Below are 21,947 nucleotides of genomic sequence, written 5' to 3'. Positions count from 1 at the left end.
AAAAAGCGTGAGTGCAAAAATAAAAGCAGATGAAATCAGCGCCATCATCAAGGAAAGGATTGAAAATTTCAGCCTTAACGTCGATGTAAACGAGACGGGCAAGGTTATATCCGTAGCCGACGGCGTTGCTAACGTTTACGGCCTAAAAAACGTTATGGCCGGCGAGATGGTCGAGTTTGAGAACGGCGAAAAAGGCATGGCTCTAAACCTTGAGGAAAGCAGTGTCGGTATCGTTATTTTGGGTAAAACGGACGGTATTAAAGAGGGTTCGAGCGTAAAACGCCTAGCTAAGCTTTTACGCGTTCCCGTTGGCGATGCTTTGATAGGCCGCGTAGTAAATTCGCTCGGCGAGCCGATAGACGCTAAAGGCCCGATCGAAGCTAGCGAGACTAGATTCGTCGAGGAAAAAGCAAAAGGTATCATGGCTAGAAAGAGCGTTCACGAACCGCTTCAAACAGGCATCAAGGCTATCGACGCGCTAGTGCCGATCGGCCGCGGACAACGCGAGCTCATCATCGGCGACCGCCAAACGGGTAAAACTACCGTCGCGATAGATACTATCATCAACCAAAAAGGTCAAGACGTTATTTGTATCTACGTCGCGATCGGACAAAAACAATCAACGGTCGCGCAAGTCGTTAAAAAGCTCGAAGAATACGGTGCTATGGAATACACCATCGTCGTAAATGCAGGTGCTTCCGACGCTGCTGCGCTTCAGTATCTAGCTCCGTATGCGGGCGTAACGATGGGCGAATACTTTAGAGACAACTCTCGCCACGCCCTAATCATCTATGATGATCTTTCAAAACACGCCGTGGCATACCGCGAAATGAGCTTGATCCTTCGCAGACCGCCGGGCCGCGAAGCGTATCCCGGCGACGTTTTCTACTTGCACTCTCGCTTGCTAGAACGCGCATCTAAGCTAAACGATAAGCTAGGCGCTGGTTCTCTAACGGCGCTTCCTATTATCGAGACGCAAGCCGGCGACGTTTCGGCGTATATTCCGACAAACGTTATTTCTATCACCGACGGTCAAATTTTCCTTGAGTCCGACTTATTTAACTCGGGCATCCGCCCTGCGATCAACGTCGGCCTTTCGGTTTCTCGCGTCGGCGGCGCAGCTCAGATAAAAGCAACCAAGCAAGTTTCGGGAACGTTGAGGCTTGACCTTGCACAATACCGCGAGCTTCAAGCATTTGCGCAGTTTGCGAGCGACCTTGACGAGAGCTCGAGAAAACAGCTTGAGCGCGGTCAAAGGATGGTCGAAGTGTTAAAGCAGCCTCCTTACAGCCCGCTTGCGGTTGAAAAGCAAGTCGTTATGATTTTTGCCGGTACAAAAGGTTATTTGGACGATATTTCGACTGTAGCGGTTACAAAATTTGAAGCCGAAATTTATCCTTATATAGAGGCGAAATATCCTGAAATTTTCGAGCAAATTCGAACTAAAAAAGTACTCGACAAAGAGATTGAGGAGCTTTTGCATAAGGCGCTAAAAGACTTTAAAGCGACGTTTGCCGCTAACTAAGGCTAGAATATGTCAAATTTAAAAGATATAAAACGAAAGATCAAGAGCGTCCAAAATACCCAAAAGACGACGCGCGCGATGAAGCTGGTATCTACGGCTAAACTTCGCAAGGCCGAGGAAGCCGCTCGTCACTCCAGGGTTTATGCGCTCAAGATCAACGAAGTTTTATCTGAAATCGCCTATAAGATCAATCAATATCGCTCCGTAAACACCGAGAGTAAATTTTTCGACGTCAAAGAGAATATCGAAAAGGTCGATATTATATTCGTTACCGCAGACAAGGGGCTTTGCGGCGGTTTTAACATCCAGACCATTAAAACCGTTAGAAATATGATTAACGAATTTAAGGCAAAAAAAGTAAAGATAAGGCTTCGCGCGGTAGGTAAAAAAGGTATAGAATTTTTTAGCTTCCAGGGTATAAATTTGCTTGAAAAATACATCGGCGTGAGCTCGTCTCCAACCTATGAGAAAGCTCAAAACATCATAAAAGACGCGATAGACGACTTTATAAGCGGCACAACGGATAAGGTTATTTTGGTGCATAACGGCTACAATAACATGATCTCTCAGCAAATTCGCATAAACGACATCGTGCCGGTCGAGCCGCCAAAGCTTGTCGAAATCGAGACGAATTCTTTGATGGAATTCGAGCCGAGCGACGACGGTAAAATTTTAAACGAACTGCTTACGAAGTATTTCGAGTATAGTATGTATTACGCTTTAGTCGATAGCCTAGCGGCCGAGCACAGCGCCAGGATGCAAGCGATGGACAATGCGACTAACAACGCCAAAGAGCGCGTCGCTCAGCTAAAACTATCGTATAACAAGGCTCGCCAAGAGTCTATCACCACTGAGCTTATCGAGATCATCAGTGGCGTCGAATCAATGAAATAATTAAGGAGTATGGATGAAAGGTATCATTTCTCAGGTAATGGGTCCGGTAGTCGACGTCGATTTCACGGATTATTTACCCAAGATCAACGAAGCCGTCGAAGTAAATTTCGAGGTTGAGGGCAAGCAAAACAGACTTGTGTTAGAGGTTGCCGCACACCTTGGCGATAACCGCGTAAGAACGATCGCTATGGATATGAGCGAAGGCTTAACCAGAGGCCTTGAGGCTACGGCTCTTGGCGCGCCTATTAGCGTTCCGGTCGGCGAAAAAGTTTTGGGAAGGATTTTTAACGTCGTCGGCGATCTGATCGACGAGGGTGAAGGCATAGAATTTGATAAAAAATGGTCTATCCACCGCGATCCTCCGCCGTTTGAAGAGCAAAGCACGAAGAGTGAAATTTTTGAAACGGGTATAAAAGTGGTCGATCTTCTAGCCCCTTATGCAAAAGGCGGTAAGGTCGGATTATTCGGCGGTGCCGGCGTCGGTAAGACGGTTATTATCATGGAGCTTATCCACAACGTTGCATTTAAGCATAGCGGTTATTCCGTGTTTGCCGGCGTGGGCGAGCGAACCCGCGAAGGAAACGACCTTTATCACGAGATGAAAGAGAGTAACGTTTTGGACAAAGTCGCCTTGTGCTACGGCCAGATGAACGAGCCGCCGGGAGCAAGAAACCGCATCGCTCTAACAGGCCTAACGATGGCTGAATACTTCCGCGACGAGATGGGACTTGACGTTTTGATGTTTATAGACAACATCTTCCGTTTCTCTCAGTCTGGCGCTGAGATGTCGGCGCTTCTTGGACGTATCCCGTCAGCCGTTGGTTATCAGCCGACTTTGGCGAGCGAAATGGGCAAATTCCAAGAGAGAATTACATCAACCAAAAAAGGATCAATTACTTCGGTTCAAGCCGTTTACGTCCCTGCGGACGACCTTACCGACCCGGCTCCTGCGACCGTTTTCGCGCACCTTGACGCGACTACCGTTCTAAACAGAGCTATCGCGGAAAAGGGAATTTATCCTGCGGTCGATCCGCTTGATTCGACATCAAGAATGCTTGATCCTCAAATTTTGGGCGGAGAGCACTATAAAGTTGCTCGAGGCGTGCAAGCGGTTTTACAAAAATATAAAGACCTTCAAGATATCATCGCTATCCTTGGTATGGACGAGCTTAGCGAAGAAGATAAGGTTACGGTCGATCGCGCTAGAAAGATCGAGAGATTTTTATCTCAGCCGTTCTTCGTCGCCGAGGTGTTTACGGGAAGTCCCGGCAAATACGTAAGTCTTGAGGAAAATATCGCGGGCTTTAAGGGAATTTTGGAAGGCAAATACGACGATTTGCCGGAAAACGCATTTTATATGGTAGGAAATATCGACGAGGCGATAGCGAAAGCTGAAAAACTTAAGGCCTAAATTTAAAGGAAAAAGTAATGGATAAATTACATTTAGAAATCGTTACGCCTGATGGTTTAGTGTTTTCAAACGATATTAAAAGCGTAGTTTTGCCCGGTAGCGAAGGCGAGTTCGGGGTTTTGCCCGGGCACGCCTCGCTTATCTCGCTTTTAAAAGCCGGCGTTATAGACATCGAGAGCGAAGATAAAAGTCATGATGCCGTCGCGATAAACTGGGGATATGCCGAGATAAACGAGGGTAAGGCAACTATCCTTGCCGACGGTGCCGTCCATGTGGCTGGAAATTCCGAGAGCGAGATAGCAAATTCATTGCAAAAGGCAAAAGATTTGATCGCTAGTATGAGTAGCGAAAATAACGCTATGGCGGCTACAGTTGCAAAACTAGATAGCATGGCTCGGACAAGATAGTGGCCGGACTTGATATTTTTTTAAACTACTTATCAAGAAGTAGTTTTATTACCGTATTTGTACTCGGTTGGCTCTCTTTTTATTTCATTATAAGCCTTACCGTGCTTTTATCTCGTATGGTAGGGCTTAGCTTATGGCAAAAAAAAGAGCAAAATGCGCTTGAGTCGCTGCTGATGGGCGGCTCCAAGCATATACTAAACGATTCGGTTTTAAAAAGATTCGTAAGCGGTTCGGTATCCAAAGAAAAGCTTTCGGTAGCCGTTAGTATTGCCGAGAGAAACGCAACAAGCGGTATTACTTGGCTTAGCATTATCGCTTCTACGTCGCCTTTTATCGGACTTTTCGGTACCGTTGTTTCTATTTTGGAGACGTTTTCTCAGCTTGGTCAAGGCGGAGGAAATTCGTCTCTAGGTTTCATCGCTCCAGCTATCAGCGAAGCACTTGTGGCCACTGGAGCCGGTATATTCGTTGCGATTCCCGCTTATACCTTTAGTTTGCTTATCAAACGAAAAGCTTACGAGCTTATGAGCGTTATCAGACGTGAAGTTGATATCCTTGCAACGTTTAAAGAAAATCAATGATAAATCTCGACGAAACTCCGGAGTTAAACATAACTCCGCTCGTAGATATTATGCTTGTTTTGTTGGCGATTCTTATGGTTACGACGCCTACGATTATTTACGAGGAGCAAATTTTATTGCCCGAGGGCTCAAAAACCAAAACCTCTTCGGTTCAAAAAAAGGATTTGACCGTTATGGTGGATGCTACGAAAAAAGTAAGAATCGATCAAAACACTATGGATCTGCGCGAGCTTCCCGACAATATCGTGCTGATCGGGGCAAAATACGATAAAAATTCGCCCGTTTATATTAAGGCCGACAAGAGCCTCATATATGATGATGTGATGTTTGTTTTAAAGAGCGTGAAAAACGCCGGCTTTACAAAGGTGGCGCTCCAGACTAATGGATAAATTTGATCTCAAATTTAACACTTCGGGCTACTTCTTACTATCGGCTTTTCTTTATCTTTGTATCATAAGCGGTATTTTTATTAAGCTTACTTACTTCAAAGAAGAGCCGAAAAAATACACCGACACCAAAGACGCCTTTATAGATATTATGATAGTCGAGCGCGAGCCCGACGTCACGGTAAAAGCTCCCGAGCCTAAAAAAGAGATCGTAAAAGAAGAAAAGCCCGAGCCCGTAAAAAAAGAAGAAGATATCAAGAAAGAGGAGCTAAAACCGGATACCACGAATAAACCGCCCGAGCCCGATCCCGCACCGCCCGAGCCCGAAGAAAAAAAGGTAGAAGAGCCGAATTTAAAGGATTTATTCGGTAGTATCGATACCTCTAAACTAAAAGAAGATAAAGTCGCCAAGAAAAAAGAGCAACCAAAAGAGCAAAGCCGCAAAAAGCCCGAAAAAGTCCAGATAACGAGCCAGCAAAAAAAGGCTAGCGACGTTATTAAAAATTTTACTTTGGATCAGGTTGCTAAAACTCCAAAGTCGCAAATGACCGGTGAATATAATGAATATTTCGGTATGATTAGCAGAATTTTACAGAGCAAATGGAGTGCCTACAAGGCCGACTCTAGCGATGAGGCGGAAGTCGAGATTGTCATCGACATTGACGGATCGTTTAGCTACGATATAAAAAAATTATCGTATAATAGCGAATTTAACGACAAGGTTAGAGATTTCTTGGAAAATATGACTTTTGAGAAATTTCCGCCGCCTACTCAGATGGGCAGAGCTGTTAGGCTCGCAACCAAACTAGAAGACAAACTGGAATAACGGAGGAAAAATGAAGAAAATTTTACTGTTTCTTGCTTTTGCGGGTTGGCTTTTTGCCGTAGATGCTACCATCTCGGTCATCAATAAAGGCTTAGCTCTGCCAAAGATCGTGCTCCAAGACGCCACTACTGCCGTCGGCGATCAGGCTTTTAAGGGCAAATTTCACAAAATCATGCTCGGAGACTTAAAGGTAAGCTCTGATTTTGAGGTCGTGGACGAGTATATCGCCAGCAGCTACGAGGGCGACTCAAACACGAACGTGATGAGCGAAAAGGGCGCCCAGCTCATTTTTAGATACGCGCTTGAGGGCTCTCCTACCTCGCCTTTGAGTCTCAGGGTCAAGCTCATAAATGCAAAAACCGCAACCACTCAATATGAGAAAATTTACAATATGAACGACGGCGCGAAATATCCGTTTATCGCGCATAAGGCGGTAGTAGAGCTTATTAACGAGCTAAAAATGCCGGCTGTTAATTGGATGGAGAAATTTATCATTTTCGCTAAAGGAACGGGCTCTAAGCAGAGCGAGATCGTCATAGCCGACTATACCTTGACCTATCAAAAAGTGCTTGTGCGCGGCGGCCTAAACATCTTTCCAAAATGGATAGGAGCCGACCAGAGAGCTTTTTACTACTCCGATTACAGCGGAGCGAAGCTAGTGCTCTACAGATACGACGTCGCAAGCGGTCAAAAAACTAAAATTTTAGACAGCAGAGGCGGTATGCTCATAGCCTCGGACGTCAGCCAAAACGGAGATAAAATTTTACTAACTATGGCTCCGCAAGATCAGCCCGACATCTATATATATGACTTAAATTCAAAAAGATTGTCGCAGATAACCAATTATAGCGGCATCGACGTTAATGGAAATTTCGTTGATGGCGACAGACGCGTGGTTTTCGTATCCGATAGACTGGGTTATCCGAATGTTTTTGCTCAAAACGTCGATGGAAGCGGCTTTGAGCAGATGGTATATCACGGTAAAAACAACAACTCCGTCAGCACCTATCAAAATTACATAGTTTATTCGAGCAGAGAGGACGGCAAAAGCGGCTTTGGAACGAGGGATTTTAACATTTATATGATCTCTACGCAGACTGATTACATCAGGCAGCTTACTGCAAGCGGTAAGAATTTATATCCTAGATTTTCTAGCGACGGACAAAGCGTGGTGTTTATTAAAGAGCTCGGGGGTCAGAGTTCGCTGGGTATTATCCGCGTAAATGAAAATAAAAGTTTCCAATTCCCGTTAAAAATCGGCAAAATTCAGTCGATTGATTGGTAATATTGAGTAAATTTTATGATATAATCACGACAAAATTCTACAAAAGGATAAAAATGAAAAAAGTAGTTTTAGCCTCTGCTGCTATTGCGGCTTTGTTGTTGAGCGGTTGTAGCTCTAAGACCCCTGAAGTTGATATGAGCGCCGATGCGAATCAAAATATGGGAAATATGGGTTCAAGCGATAATATGATGAGCGATAGCGAAAGATTGCAGCAATTAATTTCAAGCATTGAGGGTCAAGTTCAAACAGTATATTTTGATTTTGACAAATTTAACATCAAAGGCGATATGCAACCCGTTATCAATACAAATGCAGGCCTATTTAATCAATCAGAGGCTCAAGCTCTTTCTGTAAAAATAGAGGGTAACTGCGACGAGTGGGGCACTGACGAGTATAACTATGCGCTTGGTTTAAAAAGAGCAAAAGCCGCTAAAGACGCTCTCGTAAAACAAGGCGTTGCCGCAGATAGAATCATGGTCGTAAGCTACGGCGAAAGCAACCCTGTTTGCACCGACAAAACAAAAGCTTGCGACGCTCAAAACAGACGCGCCGAATTTAAAGTTCTTCCATAATTAAATTTATGACGAATTTAAAAACTATCGTGGCTCTTTTTATAGGAGCCACTCTTTCTTATTCCGCTTCCAATGAAATTTCCGTATTTGACGCTGGAAATTTAGACAGTTCTAGTCCCTACGGTTTAACCGATAATGAAAAAACTTTTCTCAAAAACAAGCAAAATTTAGAAAATTTAAGCAGAAATGTGGGCGACGTAGAGTCTTCGCTTAATAGCATGCAAGAGCGACTCGAAGGTTTGCAAAGTGTGTTAGACGGACTAAATTCGAGGATATCTAGGATAGAAAAAAGACTAAGTGATCTTGAAGGAAACGATGGAAATTTTACCGCAAAGTCAGACTTTGACGAGCTTAAAAAATACGTAGAGGAAAGTAGAAAAATACAAGAGGCCAACAATGCAAAAATCACAAAAGCTCTTAAGGATATGGGCGCTTTGATAGATAAAAGCAATGCTGCGCCTGCAAATACGAAAAAAACAGACGAAGATAAGTCTGCCGTTAAAACCCCCGATACCCAGTCGCAGAGCTCAAAGACGGATTTTACTAGGCGAAAGAATCAAGACGTAGCGAGCGAGGCAAAAAAACTGTTTGACGCAGGCAAGCTTGACGACGCAAAGGCCAGATACGAGTATCTTTTGAGCAAAGATCACAAACCTGCGATGGCAAATTTTTATCTCGGCGAGATAGCATATAAGCAAAAAGCTTATAACAACGCCATAAAACATTACCAGCAAAGTATTCAGCTCTACGACAAGGCCGACTATACGCCAAAGCTTCTTTATCACACCGCTATCAGCTTTGATAAGATAAAAGACACCGAAAGTGCGAATAAATTTTACAAAGCTCTAAAACTAGGCTATCCCGATAGCAAAGAAGCAAAACAAGCCCCTACTCGAAACTAAAACTTCCTTTAATAAATTTAACGATATAATCACGTTATTTTCATAAATAGGAGAAGAACGTGAAAGAACAAGTTGTAGCTATGTTTTATGAGCTAAAAGATGCAAAAACGGGCGAAATTTTGGAGTCGAATATGCAAGTCGGGCAAGAAATTTCCTTTCTAACCGGACGCGGACACATAATCGAAAAACTGGAAGAAGAGGTTTTAAAACTAAACAAAGGCGATACTAAAATCATCTCTATTTCCGCAGCCGATGCCTGCGGCGAATACGACCCTAACGCCGTTCAAGTGCTGCCAAAAGAGCAATTTGCGGGTATCGAGCTAAAGGAGGGTATGGAGCTTTTCGGTCAAGGCGAGCAGGGCGAGAACGTGCGCGTGATAGTAAAATCTATAGGCGAAGACAACGTGACTGTCGATTTTAATCACCCTTATGCAGGCAAAGATTTGGAGTTTAAGGTTCAAATTTTCGACAAACGCGACGCGACAGAGGATGAGATAGCTACGGGTATGGTAGCCGGCGCTCACACATGCGGATGTGGCGGACACGATCACGACCATCATCACGGCGAAGGCGGTTGCTGCGGAGGTCACGGTCATCACGAGCACAAAGAGAGCGGCTGCTGCGGCAGACACGACCATCACGGCAATGACGACGGATGCGGTTGTTGCTAAGAGGATTTAGATGAGAGCGGCGTTTATATTCCCCGGGCAAGGCTCGCAAAGTATCGGTATGGGCAAGGAAATTTACGAAAATTTCAGCCCCGCATCCGAGCTTTTACAAAATGCGAGCGATAGCTTAAAAATCGACTTTGCAAACCTACTTTTCAACGAAAACAACCTCATAAACAGGAGCGAATTTACCCAGCCTGCGATCGTTTTAAATTCGCTTATGTGCTATCTCGCGCTAAAGCAAAGCGTAAATTTAGAGCCAAGCTTCGCGCTCGGTCACTCTTTGGGCGAGTTTAGCGCGCTTGCGGTTAGCGGCGCGTTTGATTTTACGGATGCGCTTAGGATCGTAAATTTACGCGGTAAATTTATGCAAGAGGACTGCGTGGGTAAAGACGTGACGATGAGCGTTATTTTGGGCCTTAGCGACGAGACGGTCGAACAAATTTGCAAAAACGCTCAGACGGACGGCCATCAAATTTACGCCGCGAACTACAACTGCGACGGTCAGATCGTGATCGCGGGTCTAAAAGATGACATCGCCAAATTTGAGTCAACGTTTAAAGAAGCGGGCGCCAAGCGCGTATTGCCCCTAAACATGTCCGTCGTAAGTCACTGCCCGCTTTTAAAGAGCGCTAGCGAGAAGCTAACGGCGCAGCTAGAGCCTGCCTTGGCTGCTAAATTTGACCCAGTCGTTTCAAATGCGTCGGCGAAGCCTTACGGTACGAAAGACGAAGCGCTAAATTTGCTAAAAGCCCAGCTCGTTAGTCCCGTTTTATACAAGCAAAGCATCAAAAGCATCGAAAACGAGGTCGATATTTTTGTGGAGTTCGGCGGTAGCGTGCTAAAAGGCATCAACAAAAAAGTCACCGAGAAGCCGACCTTTAGCGTCACCGATCTTAGCAGTCTTGAAGAGCTTTTAAAGGAGCTTAAATGATAGCGATCTTGGGCGCGATGCGCGAGGAGGTCGCTCCTCTGCTCGAGCGCATCAAGGATTACAAAGAGGTTAAGCACGCAAATAACGTATTTTACCTCGCAAATTTCGGCGGCAAAGAGCTCGTGATCGCCTACTCTAAGATCGGCAAGGTAAATGCCGCTCTAACCGCAAGCGCGATGATCGAGAAATTTGGCGCCGACAAGCTACTTTTTACCGGCGTCGCAGGCGCGCTAAATCCAAATTTGAAAATCGGCGATATGCTTTATGCGACTAGCCTCGTGCAGCACGACGTCGATATCACGGCGTTCGGGCACCCTCACGGCTACGTGCCTGAGACCAGCATATTTATCAAAAGCGACGACGCCCTAAACGCGTTAGCTTCTAGCGTCGCGGTCGAAAAAGGCATCGAGCTAAAAGGCGGCGTCATAGCCACGGGCGATCAGTTTATCTGCGATAATGCGAAAAAAGAGTGGCTAAAGACGACCTTCAAAGCCGATGCGGCCGAGATGGAGGGCGCCAGCGTGGCGCTAGTTTGCGAGAGCCTAGGCGTGCCGTTTTTCGTGCTTCGCGCCATCAGCGACGAGGCGGGCGGCAGCGCGGAGTTTGACTTCGATAAATTTTTGCAAGACTCGGCAAACGTCAGCGCGCAGTTTATGCTCGCGATGATCGAGCGGCTATGATAGAGCTTAGCAAGCGGTTGCTGCGCCAGGTCGGACAGACCAATGCCAGATACCGTATGGTGCGCGGCGGGGATAAAATTTTGCTCGGTCTTAGCGGCGGCAAGGACAGCCTCGCGCTCGCGCACGTGCTAAAACACATGCAAAACGTCACGCCTGAAAAATTTGAGTTTAAGGCCGTGACGCTAAGCTACGGCATGGGCGAGGACTACGCCTATCTCACGCGCCACTGTGCCGAGCACGGCATCGAGCACGACGTGATCGACAGCTCGATCTTCGAGATATCCAAGGACAAGATCCGCAAAAACTCCAGCTTTTGCAGCTTTTTCTCGCGTATGAGGCGCGGCTATCTCTACACCTACGCGCTCGAGCACGGCTTTAACAAGCTCGCCATCGCCCACCACCTCGACGACGCGGTCGAGAGTTTTTTTATGAATTTTACTTATAACGGTGCGCTAAGAACGCTTGCTCCAAAATACGTCGCGGCAAATGGGATCGAGGTTATCAGGCCGTTTATATTCGTGCGCGAAAGGCAGCTACGCGAAAACGCCGTGCGAAACGGGCTTACCGTCATCGGCGACGAGGCGTGTCCTGCGATGCGATTTGACGTCAAGATGCCTCACGCTAGAGCCGAAACCAAGGAGCTTTTAGCAAATTTGGAAAAGCAAAATCCAAAGCTTTTCGTCTCGCTAAAGGCCGCTTTTGAAAACATCCACAGCGATACGTTTTTCGCCGCTCAGGCTCAAAATTTGACCGACGAGGAGTGAAAGCTCGTCAAATTTGACTTTTGTTGGTCGGTTATCTCCTTGCTCCTACCGCGCCATAAGCGATCTATTATCATCGCTCTGCGGCATTTTTGCTCCTTCGTTTTTGGATTAGTTTATTGGATATTAGCTTTTCTTTGTCTTGACTACTTATGTTGACATCGATATAAATCACCTTTGCGGGATTATTTTTGTGCGCTTCTAAAAACCGCAATACATTCTCTCGCCTTTTTTCTTCATTTGCCCATTTTACAAAAGATTCGGTATCTTTAAATGTAGCATTTTCGTCCAAACAGAGTGTTTAGAGTAAAAATTTATCGTATCGTCAAATCTTTTTATTTGTTCGGGATCTGGCGGCTTTGGCTTGTATTGCAAAAGACCGTCTTCATACAGTAGCGAATAAGGAGCATATTTGTATTTATTATTGGTTCTTTTTATCTTTTCTTCGGCCTCTTCGTCTCTGCCTTTATTTTATAGATGTATTTTTCTTTGTCTTCAACTGCCCACTTGTGTCTTATATAGCATTTTTTATACGCCTCTTTTAGCTCCTCGCTCGTAGGTTGCCCCGAAACGTTGTTGTCTAGTAGTAAATTTAGCATAGGTTCGTAGTTTGGAATATGCGCCAAAATACCAAAACAGTCAAATTCCTCGTTTCTTTGGGCTTTAAATTTACATTGGGGCTTATATCCCAGCTCAAAAAACATTTTTGAAATTTCCAGTAGATTATTGGCTATGGCGTAGCCGAAGGGATCTGCTGCATCCTTTGAGTCCGTATCGGCGATTTATATGCACGTCGTCTTTATCTACGACTATGCTATTTATCAGAGAGTATATCGCATGGTTTTGATAAAACTGCACCGCTTTGATCTCCTCAAGCCTGACACCGCTATCAAGCAGCAGCTTAGCGGTCTTTGTGGAGTTATTTTCGATAGCGTAGGCTAGGGGCGAGAGCTTGTAGTTATCTCGCGCATGAGCGTCCGCACCCATCTCCATGAGTCTTTTTGCCGTGGCTTCGTCGCCATAAAAGCTAGAGTACATCAGCGGGGTCGTGTTTGCCTTCATCTTTACGTCGGCGCTAAGCCCGTTTCTTTTCATAAAATTTAAAATCTTATCCGTATCTTTTAGCCTCAGCAAATTTCTTAAAGCGCTAAGGGTGGCGTTGCGCTCCTCGTATTCGTCTATATCCCAGTATCTAAAACCAAAGTCGTCTATCTCCTCTTGCGTTACGTATTTGGCTAGCTCGGAGTTTGGGTCTATTTTAGTGTCCGGAGTGACGGTAAAATGAGTGGGGCTAGATAGCTTTTCGTAGAGGAAATTTATAAAAACGACGAGGAAAAGAGCTGTGAAGACGAGCGCGAATCTATTCAAATTTATCCCCTAAATCAAATTTGCGAAATATTAGCCAAGACCCGGTAAAGAGGCGGTAAATTTGATGAAATTTGAGCTGTGATTTGCTAAAAAACTGCGCTCAAATTTAAGGTATCGGACGGGGTAGGGCGTGCGCGGGTTTATCCACCTTGATAAGGATAAATTTGGACAGGTTAAATTTAAAAGCAAATTTTAGCAGGTCGGATTAAAACGGCAATTTAGGCAAAACTAGCGATAAATTTGCTCGGGTAATTTACTCAAAGCCCCTGAAGTAAAACCGAGTAGAGCGCGTCTATCTCGTCATCATCAAGTAGCAGCGTAGAGCGCTCGCTAAAGAGCATTTTTATCTTTTCTACCTCAAAGCCCTTTTGCGCGGCGCAGTGCTCGTGAGCGGGCAAGAAGCTCCTGGCTAGCGCAACTCTATCCTCCACGGGCTCGTCGCAGATAAAGCAAAAAAGCTCGTCGTGCAGCCTGCCTTCGGCCTCTAAAATGCGCACGTAGCTCTCGATGAGTAGTCGTTTGGGGGCGCCTCTGTCAAAGCGCGAGGCGCAAAGCTCGAGCTCGCAAAAATACACCTCGTCTATCTGCTCGACGTCTCGCAGGTGTGCGTAGAGTAGGCGCATAAACTGCTGCCACACGAGTAGTCGCTCGCGCGAGAGTAGCCAGCGGTAGCCTAGGTGCAGGACGCTGCGCAGGTGCGGGAGGAAGTTTTCGCCGCCTTCGAGCTCGAAGTCGATCTTGTAGCCTTGCAGGACGTTTGAGTGGCGCGCGCCGTAGAAGCGGTAGGATTTGACTAGCAGCGAGGGCGTGAGGATGTAGACGAGCAGGTCCTCGTCGCGTACTTTTTGCGTGTGCAGGATGTAGCCTTGCATGGTTAGAAAAAGGTTTGGATTTTTTGGCGCAGGATGTCTGGCTCGGCGATGCGGTTTATCTCGTCGCGAAAGGCGCCCGCGCCTGGAGTGCCTTTGGAGTAGCGGTGTAGGTGCTTGCGAAATATCGCCGCTCCGTGCTCGCCGTAGTGCTCGATCATCGCGTCAAAATGCGCCAAGATGATCGCCTTTTTCGTCGCCGCGTCGATGCTCTCGCCCGTCTTTATCTCGTGGAAAACCCACGGCTTGCCGATGCAGGCGCGTCCTATCATTAGCGCGTCGGCGTTGGTCAAATTTAGCGCGTCGGCCGCATTTTCGGGCGAGATGTCGCCGTTTGCGATGACGGGGATGGTTACTGCTTCTTTAGCTCGGCCGATCGCGGCGTAGTCTACCGTAGCCGTATAACCGCCGGCTCTCGTGCGTCCGTGAAATGCGATGTAGTCCGCTCCGGCGTCCTGCGCGGCAAGGGCTAAAATTTCGGGTATTTTCTCGTCGAAGCCCAGGCGCAGTTTGACGCTGGTCATTTGCTTATTTGAGGTTTTTTTGATGGTTTCTACGATGCGTTTTAGATTTGAGATATCTTTTAGCAGTGCCGAGCCCGCGGACTGTTTGACGACCTTTGGCACGGGGCAACCGCAGTTTAGATCGATGCCGTCGATGCCCTCGATACCGTTTAAAATTTCCACCGCTTTTTTGACGATGTCCGCGTCGCTGCCTGCGATCTGCACGATATATGGCGTTTCAAGCGGCGATTTTTTGAGCATCTCAAGCGTTTTGCTGCCCTCATAGACTAGGGCGTTTGCGCTTATCATCTCGCTTACAGTCACATCGCAGCCAAATCGCTTAACCACGCTTCTAAGCGGCAGATCCGAAAAGCCCGCGAGCGGAGCTAGAAAAAGCGGCTTTTTTGAAAAATCTATCAGCAATGCGCGTGCTTGAAAAATAGATCGGTCGGGACGTTTTTGCCGTTTTGTCTGAGATATAGCAAGGTGCGGAAATTTTGATATTCGCCGGATTCAAGGCCCGACAAAACTTCCTGCGCGCGCTCGAGCATCTCAAACTCAAACAGCAGATAGACGTAGGCTTCCTGCGCCTCTTGGCGTTCGTTTTTAAGGCGCTCGAAGATGCCGATGATGGTGTCCGGAGCGATTTTGCTTTTTAGCGTCGCGGCGCTGATACCAAAGCTATCTTTTGAAATTTTATCCGAATTTAACAACTCCAAAATCTCGTCGTTGCTCAAATTTATCTCGTCTTTGGCAAAGCGGGCGATAAGCGTCATCCTCTCTTTTTCGTCCGGCTCGGGAGCAAATTTTTTGATATCGGCGAATGAGCCTAAATTTATTAGCTTTCGCCTTGCTTCGCGAGCGATCTCGCCTTGCTCATCGGCGGACTTTTTGAGCGTCTCCAGATAGTACCCGTCTAAATGCGCTATCTTGTTTAGCTCGTTTTTGATAAAGAGCGGATTATCTTTTGGTAACTTAAATTTTTTTAGATCGGCGATTTCTCCGTTTTTGACCGTGCGCATTATATCTAGGACGTTTTGTAGCTCCTCGCCCTCGATGCTTGCATCCTTGTATCTATCCCAAGGCGAAAGGATTCTAGCCATCTGAGACGGGATTTTATAAAAATCGGTTTTAAAGTCCTTATTCGTATCAAGGCCGAGCAAAATTTCTTTGCCGAGCTCTCTGTAAAATTTCTCATCGTGCGAAATTTTGCGTTTAAAAGCGTAAAATTTAAACCCGTGATAGGCCATATGAAGCACGCAAAATAGCGTCAAAATCGTAGGCGGCAGTATCATCCAGACGGCGACGGGTAAATTTAACGCATACGCGGTGTCGCTGCCTAAAAAGGAAAATTTAAGATGAAGCTCGTAAGAGCCGCCCTCGAAAAGATAAACGAGCGCGCCGACTATGACCAGATAAACGAGCGCATAGACTATAAAACGTTTGATTTGCATGGCGTACCCCTATTTTACGGTTTTTTCCACTATCTCGCGGCATGTTATGCAGTATTTTGCGTGCGGTTTGACGCGCAGGCGCGCCAGCCCGATCTCCTCCTCGCACATCTCGCAGATACCGTAGGTTTTGTCGGCTATTTTTCGTAGCGAGATTTCTATCTCGGCCAGTTCTTGCCTTTGTTGGGCGCTGATTGATTGCTCGATTAGCTGATCGGCATTTACGGAGGCGATGTCAAAATCGTCGCTGACGCCGCTTTGGCGCAGTCCCGCCATCTCATTTGACGAGTCTAAAATATTTTTGGCTATCTGTGCTTTTCGCTCCAGTAAAAGTGCCTTAAACTGCTCCAGGTCGCTTTTGCGCATTTTTTTCCTTTATTTGTGATATGGGTGGCCCTTGTTTATGCAAAGAGCTCTGAAAATCTGCTCGTAAAGCATAAGCTTGGCTATTTTGTGCGCCATCGTCATACGGCTCAGACTAACGACGACGTCCGCTTTTTGTTTAAAATTTTGGCTCAGCCCGTAAGCTCCTCCGATAAAAAACGAAATCTGAGCCTTGTCCGAGATGAGTTTGGCAAACTCCTCGCTGTTAAATTCGCGCCCGGCCTCGTCAAGCGCCACGCAAAAGCCGTTTAAATTCGGCTCATAAACCTCGTCGTAAGCTTTTAGCGCCTCTTCTCGCCCTTTGCTTTGGGCTTTGGCGATCTTGTCGTTAAAGATGACGACGTCTGAAATTTTGGCGAATTTCGATGACATCTTCGCGTAATCTTTGATCTCGTTTTCAAAATTTTCACGTTTCGACTTTTGGATGCAAAACACGGAAATTTCCAAGATTTATTCCTCGTCGTCCGAACTCTTGGCGCTCGGCTGCTTGGCGCTATAAACGGGATTGTTTAAGAGTAGCTTTATCATATCGCTTAAAAACTGCTTATGCTCTCTGCGCTCGACTATGGCGTCGATCAGGCCGTGCTCCAGCAAAAACTCCGATCTTTGGAAGCCCTCGGGCAGATCGGCTCCGATGGTTTGCTTGATGACGCGCTGTCCGGCAAAGCCGATGAGAGCGCCGGGTTCTGCGATGATGATGTCGCCAAGCCACGCAAAAGACGCGCTCACTCCGCCCATCGTAGGGTCGGTCAAAACCGATATATAGGGCACCTTAGCCTCATCCAGCAGCTTTAGCGCGGCGGAGGTCTTTGACATCTGCATCAGCGAAAACGTGCTCTCCTGCATCCTGGCGCCTCCCGAAGCCGAGACGATGATGAGAGGTTGTTTTTTATCGAGCGATCTTTTTACGGCGCGCACGATCTTTTCGCCCTCGACCGAGCCTAAAGACCCACCCATAAACCTAAAATCAAACACCGCCAGTTGCACGTTCATGCCGTCGATCTTAGCCTCGCCGCAGATCACGGCCGAGCTTCTGCCCGTTTTTTCTTCGCTTTCGCTTATGCGTTTTTTATAGGATTTTTTATCGACGAATTTGATCGGATCGACGGGCTTTAGCTTGGTATCAAGCTCGACGAAACTGCCTTCGTCGCAGATCATCGCTATCCTCTTGTCGGCAGCTAATCTCATATGAAAACCGCATTTTGGGCAGACGTTAAAATTTGCTTCGACCTCTTTGTAATACATCAGCGAGTGGCAGCTGTCGCATTTGACCCAGTGCGCCGGAGCCTCGCTGGGAGCGGACTGTTGCTTTCTGGTTTTGGAGAAAATATCTAAAAAGCTCATGGTTCCTACTTTTTAAAAAATTTAGGGATTATAGCCAAAGTTAGCTTATGTTTTGCTAGACGGGTATCAAATTTACGCTGTGTGTTTTTAAGGCGCTGCGAGCGAAATCGCCGAAATTTGCGCTATTGTGTTTGACATCGATGCCTATGCTTTCTGATGGAAATTTTTAAATTTATGCGGAGGCGGTTTGAAATTTTGGGCGGTTAAATTTGGGAAATTTGGCTGCGGCGCGCTTAAAATTTACTGCGAAAGCAAGGTAAATTCGAGTGATTTTAAAGCGGCTTATTTTACGTTAGCGTGTTAAATTATAAATTTGCTAAATTTGATCAGGATTTTGCGGTTTTCGATATAAATTTAAAGCGCTCAAATCCGTAAAATTTAACTCAAAATCCATAAATTGACGAAAATTTGACGAGCTATCTTACGGTTCAAATTTGAACCTTTAGTTTAGGGCTTACCACTCGATATAGGTTTTTGCCTTTTTTATATTCGCGATTTTTATTTTTAAAATTTGACCTTCGCTTTCAAGCGAGGTTTCATCGTCGTCGGCGGATAAAATTTTGCCTTTTAGCTTTTTATTTTCGCCGTCTACTTCGGCTGAGATTTTAGCTAGTTCTCCGACGCTTGAGATAAAATGGCTCGGTTTTTCTAGCTTTCGCTCAAGTCCGGGCGAGCTAACCTCTAGCACGTAGTCTCCGCTAAGCGGCGGCTCGACGTCAAATATCGGCGAGAGTAGGCGCGAAACCTTTTCGCAGTCGTCTAAATTTACGCCGCCTGGCTTTGCGATATAGATCCTATAAATGGCTCTGCCGTTTTCGTTCGCGACCTCGACGTCGTAGAGCTGCACGCCGCACTGCGAGATCAGATTTTCAAGATTTTGCATTTTTGTTTAGATCCTCTGAGATTTTTTCAAACAAATCGTCCATATGATTTTGGTATTCGAGCCTGTCGTCGAATTTGAAGTGAAAATTCGGTGCTCTATACCAGCCCTCAGCCGCCATGCAGTGGTTTTGCAGATGCTTTGATACGCGCTTTAAACGGTCTAGTATATAGGCCTGCTCGCGCTCGTCAAACATCATTTTATCAAGATATACAAACGCGTCGTATCTACCCTTTTTGCACTCGACGTCGGTCACGCAAAGCCCGCGCAAAAGCTCGTCCTCAAGCGTAGATAGAGCCTCGGGCAGCAGTTCTTTTAATACGCTTTGCGTGCGTAGGCGCTTTATCTCCGAGGGGTTCATAGGCTGGCTTGCTCCTCTACTTCTTTAAAGCTCTCGATGTAGTCGCCCTCTCTGATGTCGTTGTAGCCGTCGATGCCTACGCCGCACTCAAAGCCGCGCGCGACCTCTCTCACGTCGTCTTTGAAACGTTTTAGCGAGCTCACCGTGCCCTCGTGTACGACAACGCCGTTTCTGATTAGGCGGATTTTCGCGCCGCGGTTTATAGTGCCCTCGGTCACCATGCAGCCTGCGATCGCGCCTATTTTAGGGACGTTGATGACTTGGCGCACTTGGGCCTGGCCGAGTTGCTCTTCGCGGATCACAGGCGACATTAGACCGCCCAGGATCGCTTTTACGTCGTCGATTAGGTTGTAGATGACGTTGTAGGTTTTGATCTCGACGCCGCTTTCTTTGGCCTTTTCTTTCACTTCTCCCGTCGGCCTGATATTAAAGCCTAAAATCACGGAATTTTCGCTCGCTCTGGCTAGTTCCACGTCGCTTTGGGTTATGCCGCCGACGCCTGAGTGGATGATATTTACTTTGATCTCCTCGTTGCGAAGCTTTTCCAGGCTTGCTTTGATGGCCTCCAGCGAGCCGCCCACATCGGCTTTTACGATGACAGGGAGCGATTTTAGCTCACCCTCGGCGATCTTTTCGCTAAGCTCTTCCAGGCTTACTTTCGTCGTCTTGCTGAGCTCTTTTTGGCGTAAGTATTCAGCTTTTTTCTGTGCGTATTCGCGGGCTTCTTTATCGGTTTTGACGCTTATTAGCGTTTCGCCGGCTTCAGGAATCTCGCTAAGACCCATTATCACGCCGCATTCGCCCGGTTTTATCTCTTTTAAAATTTTACCCTGATCGTCGGTTATGCTTCTTATCTTGCCGTAGGCGACGCCCGCAACCACGATATCACCGACTTTTAGAGTGCCGTTTTCTACGATAACCGTAGCTACCGGACCGCGGCCTTTTTGTTGTGAGCTCTCTACGATGGCGGCTTTCGCATTTGCTTTCGCATTTGCTTTTAGTTCTAAAATTTCAGCCTGCAAGAGCACGATCTCAAGCAGATCGTCTATACCCATGCCTGTTTTTGCGGAGATCGGTACAAACTCGTAAGTACCGCCCCAATCGGCAGATAAGATATCAAGCTCGGCCAGTTCGCTTTTTACTTTATCCGGATTTGCGGCTTCTTTGTCCATTTTATTTATCGCGATGATGATCGGCACGCCCGCCGCTTTTGCATGGCTCACGGCCTCTTTTGTTTGCGGTTTTACTCCGTCGTCGGCTGCGACCACGATGATAACGATGTCGGTGATCTTGGCTCCTCTGGCGCGCATAGCCGTGAAGGCTTCGTGGCCGGGAGTATCGATAAAGGTGATGTTTTTGCCGTTTTTATTTACCATATAGGCGCCCACGTGCTGCGTGATGCCGCCTGCCTCGCCTGCTGCTACGCGCGAGCTTCTGATGTAGTCTAGCAAGGATGTTTTACCGTGATCGACGTGGCCCATGATAGTGATGACGGGAGCGCGGACGGTCAAATTTGCGTCTTCTAGCTGCTCCTCTTCTTCGTCGTAGGCTTTGACGTAGTCAAACGCTTCTTGCGTATCGACGATATTTACCTCGATGCCGAATTCATCGGCTAAAATTTCTATCGCATCCTCGTCCAGGAAGTCGTTTTTGGTCGTCATCATACCCAGCATAAAGAGCTTGCCGATGATCTCGCTTGGTTGCTTGTTGATCTTGTCGGCAAATTCGTATAGGCGGATCTCTTTTGGTATCTCGACGTAGGTTACTGCCTCTGCGCTATGATCCGCACGTTGAGATTTTTTATGCTTTTTACGCGGACGGCGCGCCGTGCCTTGCTCTAGGAATGAACTCACCGAAGTGTTTAACGTCGGTTTGTAAGAATTTACGTTGGCCGGCTGTCTAGTTCTTTGCGGTTCGGGAGTTTGGGTTCGCACCGAAAAATCAGGCAATATAACCACGTTTTCATCGTCTATCACGATGTCGGCCATATCGCGATCGCCGAGCAAGTCCATCTTCGTCGTACCGTCTTTTTTGGCTACTACGGTAGGCTTTTTTTCTTTTTTCTTTTTTCGCTCGATTTTTTCGTCGCTAAATTTAAATATGCTCTCTAAATTTAGCGCGGGCGCGGACTCTTTTTTTTCGCTCGATTTAGGCGCGCTTTGTTCGTCTTTTTTCTTTTTTACGATGACTAGGCCGCGTCTTTTTTGCAAGCTAACGTCGGCCAGGCTTTCTTTCGGTTGGGCGAGCTCGGCGGCGGCGGGCTGAGTCTTTGGCTCCTCTTTGAGCGCTGCTTCGATTTTTGGTTCGGACTCTTTTTCTGCGGGTTTTGGAGCGACTATCGTTTGTTCTTTTTCGGATTTTTCACTGTTTTTTTTCTCTGTTTTTTCTTTCGACAAAGGCTTTTCTTCTTTTGCGGCGTTTGTTTTTTTAGGCTCTTTTTGCTTGCTTTCTTTGCTCTGTTTCGTTTCCGCTTTTTTGGCGGTCGTTTTTTTCTTTTCCGGTTTTTTCTTGAGAACTTCGGGGATCTCGCCGGTTTGGATGTAGGTGTATAGCGCCTCCGCTTCCTCAGGAGTAACGCCGCTTGAGTGCGTTTTGACCTTTAGCCCAAGCTCAATAGCTTTCCCCAAAACCTCTTTGCTATTGTAGCCGAGCTCATTTGCTATCTCTGAAATTCGAACAGTCCCCATTTAAGAGCATCTCCTTTAAATTTTGCCCGTTTTGCAACGTCGCGATAAAGCTGCCTGCGACTCTTCCGAGCGATTTTCTTAAAATTTTCTCGTCTTTTTTTAGACATTCTTCGCAAAGATAAAAGCTGCGTCCGTTTCCGTTTCCGAAAAATAGCGAAGAATTTATCAGTCGGTATCTGCGCAAAATTCGCTGTTCAAAGCGCTTTTTGCAGACTACGCACATCCTGATAGGGATAAATTTTTGAGCCATTATTATAACTTCTTTTAG

The 21,947-nt window shown here is 46.5% G+C and carries 27 protein-coding genes; 14 read left to right on the top strand and 13 right to left on the bottom strand.

Going from position 1 to position 21,947, the window contains the following annotated elements; translation table 11 throughout:
- The first annotated feature begins 7 nt into the window (after positions 1-7).
- The 14 genes from atpA (at position 8) to CRECT_RS10095 (ending at position 11,835) form a co-directional block, all read left to right on the top strand.
- Positions 8-1,525: a F0F1 ATP synthase subunit alpha gene (gene atpA / locus CRECT_RS10160; RefSeq protein WP_002943766.1), complete on the top strand. Its 1,518-nt coding sequence runs from the start codon at positions 8-10 to the stop codon at positions 1,523-1,525.
- Between the two features lie 9 nt (positions 1,526-1,534).
- Entirely contained in the window at positions 1,535-2,419 is an 885-nt protein-coding gene (gene atpG, locus CRECT_RS10155) for an ATP synthase F1 subunit gamma (protein WP_002943756.1), read from the top strand.
- Positions 2,420-2,432: 13 nt separating this feature from the next.
- A complete protein-coding gene (atpD, locus tag CRECT_RS10150; protein ID WP_002943946.1) occupies positions 2,433-3,830 on the top strand; it encodes a F0F1 ATP synthase subunit beta in 1,398 nt (465 codons plus the stop codon).
- Between the two features lie 17 nt (positions 3,831-3,847).
- Complete coding sequence (atpC, locus tag CRECT_RS10145) at positions 3,848-4,237, top strand: ATP synthase F1 subunit epsilon (protein WP_002943950.1); 390 nt, start codon at positions 3,848-3,850, stop codon at positions 4,235-4,237.
- Between the two features lie 116 nt (positions 4,238-4,353).
- Positions 4,354-4,818, top strand: coding sequence for a MotA/TolQ/ExbB proton channel family protein (locus CRECT_RS10140; RefSeq protein WP_171992772.1), 465 nt, complete (start codon positions 4,354-4,356; stop codon positions 4,816-4,818).
- Positions 4,815-5,207, top strand: a complete 393-nt coding sequence (locus tag CRECT_RS10135) for a biopolymer transporter ExbD (RefSeq protein ID WP_002943918.1) — start codon at positions 4,815-4,817, stop codon at positions 5,205-5,207. Before CRECT_RS10140 ends, CRECT_RS10135 begins: the two co-directional genes overlap by 4 nt.
- Entirely contained in the window at positions 5,200-6,030 is an 831-nt protein-coding gene (locus tag CRECT_RS10130; RefSeq protein ID WP_002943752.1) for a TonB C-terminal domain-containing protein, read from the top strand. The genes CRECT_RS10135 and CRECT_RS10130 overlap by 8 nt, the downstream gene beginning before the upstream one ends.
- Before the next feature lie 10 nt (positions 6,031-6,040).
- Complete coding sequence (tolB, locus tag CRECT_RS10125) at positions 6,041-7,315, top strand: Tol-Pal system protein TolB (RefSeq protein ID WP_002943750.1); 1,275 nt, start codon at positions 6,041-6,043, stop codon at positions 7,313-7,315.
- Positions 7,316-7,368: 53 nt separating this feature from the next.
- Entirely contained in the window at positions 7,369-7,887 is a 519-nt protein-coding gene (locus CRECT_RS10120) for an OmpA family protein (protein WP_039887719.1), read from the top strand.
- Between the two features lie 8 nt (positions 7,888-7,895).
- Positions 7,896-8,789, top strand: coding sequence for a tetratricopeptide repeat protein (locus CRECT_RS10115; protein WP_002943617.1), 894 nt, complete (start codon positions 7,896-7,898; stop codon positions 8,787-8,789).
- 59 nt (positions 8,790-8,848) lie between these two features.
- Positions 8,849-9,460, top strand: a complete 612-nt coding sequence (locus CRECT_RS10110) for an FKBP-type peptidyl-prolyl cis-trans isomerase (RefSeq protein WP_002943734.1) — start codon at positions 8,849-8,851, stop codon at positions 9,458-9,460.
- Between the two features lie 10 nt (positions 9,461-9,470).
- Entirely contained in the window at positions 9,471-10,391 is a 921-nt protein-coding gene (fabD, locus tag CRECT_RS10105; RefSeq protein WP_002943895.1) for an ACP S-malonyltransferase, read from the top strand.
- Positions 10,388-11,071, top strand: coding sequence for a 5'-methylthioadenosine/adenosylhomocysteine nucleosidase (locus tag CRECT_RS10100; protein ID WP_002943666.1), 684 nt, complete (start codon positions 10,388-10,390; stop codon positions 11,069-11,071). Before fabD ends, CRECT_RS10100 begins: the two co-directional genes overlap by 4 nt.
- Positions 11,068-11,835 carry a tRNA 2-thiocytidine(32) synthetase TtcA gene (locus CRECT_RS10095; protein WP_002943975.1) on the top strand — a complete coding sequence of 256 codons (768 nt, stop codon included), beginning with the start codon at positions 11,068-11,070 and terminating at the stop codon, positions 11,833-11,835. The genes CRECT_RS10100 and CRECT_RS10095 overlap by 4 nt, the downstream gene beginning before the upstream one ends.
- A 70-nt stretch (positions 11,836-11,905) precedes the next feature.
- On the opposite strand, the gene CRECT_RS10090 is transcribed toward CRECT_RS10095, so the two are convergent.
- From CRECT_RS10090 to CRECT_RS10035, 13 genes are all read right to left on the bottom strand, one after another.
- Entirely contained in the window at positions 11,906-12,124 is a 219-nt protein-coding gene (locus CRECT_RS10090) for a hypothetical protein (RefSeq protein WP_039887714.1), read from the bottom strand.
- A 142-nt stretch (positions 12,125-12,266) separates the two neighbouring features.
- Positions 12,267-12,536, bottom strand: coding sequence for a hypothetical protein (locus CRECT_RS12785; protein ID WP_050771469.1), 270 nt, complete (start codon positions 12,534-12,536; stop codon positions 12,267-12,269).
- Between the two features lie 19 nt (positions 12,537-12,555).
- Entirely contained in the window at positions 12,556-13,200 is a 645-nt protein-coding gene (locus CRECT_RS10085) for an ankyrin repeat domain-containing protein (protein WP_050771468.1), read from the bottom strand.
- 257 nt (positions 13,201-13,457) lie between these two features.
- Complete coding sequence (gene recO / locus CRECT_RS10080) at positions 13,458-14,072, bottom strand: recombination protein RecO (RefSeq protein WP_039887755.1); 615 nt, start codon at positions 14,070-14,072, stop codon at positions 13,458-13,460.
- A gap of 2 nt (positions 14,073-14,074) precedes the next feature.
- Positions 14,075-14,992 carry a tRNA dihydrouridine synthase gene (locus CRECT_RS10075; protein ID WP_039887754.1) on the bottom strand — a complete coding sequence of 306 codons (918 nt, stop codon included), beginning with the start codon at positions 14,990-14,992 and terminating at the stop codon, positions 14,075-14,077.
- On the bottom strand, positions 14,989-16,026 hold the full coding sequence (locus CRECT_RS10070) for a hypothetical protein (RefSeq protein ID WP_002943778.1): 1,038 nt from the start codon (positions 16,024-16,026) through the stop codon (positions 14,989-14,991). The genes CRECT_RS10075 and CRECT_RS10070 overlap by 4 nt, the downstream gene beginning before the upstream one ends.
- Positions 16,027-16,035: 9 nt before the next feature.
- Entirely contained in the window at positions 16,036-16,389 is a 354-nt protein-coding gene (gene dksA, locus CRECT_RS10065) for an RNA polymerase-binding protein DksA (RefSeq protein ID WP_002943729.1), read from the bottom strand.
- 9 nt (positions 16,390-16,398) lie between these two features.
- Entirely contained in the window at positions 16,399-16,854 is a 456-nt protein-coding gene (locus CRECT_RS10060; protein WP_002943747.1) for a 23S rRNA (pseudouridine(1915)-N(3))-methyltransferase RlmH, read from the bottom strand.
- A gap of 3 nt (positions 16,855-16,857) precedes the next feature.
- The gene (gene accD / locus CRECT_RS10055) at positions 16,858-17,751 is read right to left on the bottom strand and encodes an acetyl-CoA carboxylase, carboxyltransferase subunit beta (RefSeq protein WP_002943662.1); all 894 of its coding nucleotides are present in this window, start codon (positions 17,749-17,751) and stop codon (positions 16,858-16,860) included.
- 454 nt (positions 17,752-18,205) lie between these two features.
- Complete coding sequence (gene rimP / locus CRECT_RS10050; protein WP_002943829.1) at positions 18,206-18,634, bottom strand: ribosome maturation factor RimP; 429 nt, start codon at positions 18,632-18,634, stop codon at positions 18,206-18,208.
- Positions 18,621-18,992 carry a 30S ribosome-binding factor RbfA gene (rbfA, locus tag CRECT_RS10045; RefSeq protein ID WP_002943703.1) on the bottom strand — a complete coding sequence of 124 codons (372 nt, stop codon included), beginning with the start codon at positions 18,990-18,992 and terminating at the stop codon, positions 18,621-18,623. The genes rimP and rbfA overlap by 14 nt, the downstream gene beginning before the upstream one ends.
- Entirely contained in the window at positions 18,989-21,679 is a 2,691-nt protein-coding gene (gene infB / locus CRECT_RS10040) for a translation initiation factor IF-2 (RefSeq protein ID WP_171992725.1), read from the bottom strand. The genes rbfA and infB overlap by 4 nt, the downstream gene beginning before the upstream one ends.
- Positions 21,645-21,929, bottom strand: coding sequence for a YlxR family protein (locus CRECT_RS10035; protein ID WP_002943989.1), 285 nt, complete (start codon positions 21,927-21,929; stop codon positions 21,645-21,647). The genes infB and CRECT_RS10035 overlap by 35 nt, the downstream gene beginning before the upstream one ends.
- Positions 21,930-21,947: the final 18 nt, after the last annotated feature.

Source organism: Campylobacter rectus (genome assembly GCF_004803795.1).
Lineage (GTDB): Bacteria > Campylobacterota > Campylobacteria > Campylobacterales > Campylobacteraceae > Campylobacter_A > Campylobacter_A rectus.
This window is presented reverse-complemented; position numbering and strand designations above follow the sequence as displayed.

Excerpts from the sequence above, each read along its gene's own strand:
- rbfA (WP_002943703.1), bottom strand. The coding sequence starts at position 18,992 with ATGAACCCCTCGGAGATAAAGCGCCTACGCACGCAAAGCGTATTAAAA.
- atpD (WP_002943946.1), top strand. The coding sequence starts at position 2,433 with ATGAAAGGTATCATTTCTCAGGTAATGGGTCCGGTAGTCGACGTCGAT.
- CRECT_RS10100 (WP_002943666.1), top strand. The coding sequence starts at position 10,388 with ATGATAGCGATCTTGGGCGCGATGCGCGAGGAGGTCGCTCCTCTGCTC.
- CRECT_RS10120 (WP_039887719.1), top strand. The coding sequence starts at position 7,369 with ATGAAAAAAGTAGTTTTAGCCTCTGCTGCTATTGCGGCTTTGTTGTTG.
- tolB (WP_002943750.1), top strand. The coding sequence starts at position 6,041 with ATGAAGAAAATTTTACTGTTTCTTGCTTTTGCGGGTTGGCTTTTTGCC.
- CRECT_RS10140 (WP_171992772.1), top strand. The coding sequence starts at position 4,354 with ATGGTAGGGCTTAGCTTATGGCAAAAAAAAGAGCAAAATGCGCTTGAG.
- dksA (WP_002943729.1), bottom strand. The coding sequence starts at position 16,389 with ATGCGCAAAAGCGACCTGGAGCAGTTTAAGGCACTTTTACTGGAGCGA.
- CRECT_RS10130 (WP_002943752.1), top strand. The coding sequence starts at position 5,200 with ATGGATAAATTTGATCTCAAATTTAACACTTCGGGCTACTTCTTACTA.
- atpG (WP_002943756.1), top strand. The coding sequence starts at position 1,535 with ATGTCAAATTTAAAAGATATAAAACGAAAGATCAAGAGCGTCCAAAAT.
- CRECT_RS10070 (WP_002943778.1), bottom strand. The coding sequence starts at position 16,026 with ATGCAAATCAAACGTTTTATAGTCTATGCGCTCGTTTATCTGGTCATA.
- infB (WP_171992725.1), bottom strand. The coding sequence starts at position 21,679 with ATGGGGACTGTTCGAATTTCAGAGATAGCAAATGAGCTCGGCTACAAT.
- CRECT_RS10095 (WP_002943975.1), top strand. The coding sequence starts at position 11,068 with ATGATAGAGCTTAGCAAGCGGTTGCTGCGCCAGGTCGGACAGACCAAT.
- recO (WP_039887755.1), bottom strand. The coding sequence starts at position 14,072 with ATGCAAGGCTACATCCTGCACACGCAAAAAGTACGCGACGAGGACCTG.
- accD (WP_002943662.1), bottom strand. The coding sequence starts at position 17,751 with ATGAGCTTTTTAGATATTTTCTCCAAAACCAGAAAGCAACAGTCCGCT.
- rimP (WP_002943829.1), bottom strand. The coding sequence starts at position 18,634 with ATGCAAAATCTTGAAAATCTGATCTCGCAGTGCGGCGTGCAGCTCTAC.
- CRECT_RS12785 (WP_050771469.1), bottom strand. The coding sequence starts at position 12,536 with ATGTTTTTTGAGCTGGGATATAAGCCCCAATGTAAATTTAAAGCCCAA.
- CRECT_RS10035 (WP_002943989.1), bottom strand. The coding sequence starts at position 21,929 with ATGGCTCAAAAATTTATCCCTATCAGGATGTGCGTAGTCTGCAAAAAG.
- CRECT_RS10115 (WP_002943617.1), top strand. The coding sequence starts at position 7,896 with ATGACGAATTTAAAAACTATCGTGGCTCTTTTTATAGGAGCCACTCTT.
- fabD (WP_002943895.1), top strand. The coding sequence starts at position 9,471 with ATGAGAGCGGCGTTTATATTCCCCGGGCAAGGCTCGCAAAGTATCGGT.
- atpC (WP_002943950.1), top strand. The coding sequence starts at position 3,848 with ATGGATAAATTACATTTAGAAATCGTTACGCCTGATGGTTTAGTGTTT.
- CRECT_RS10135 (WP_002943918.1), top strand. The coding sequence starts at position 4,815 with ATGATAAATCTCGACGAAACTCCGGAGTTAAACATAACTCCGCTCGTA.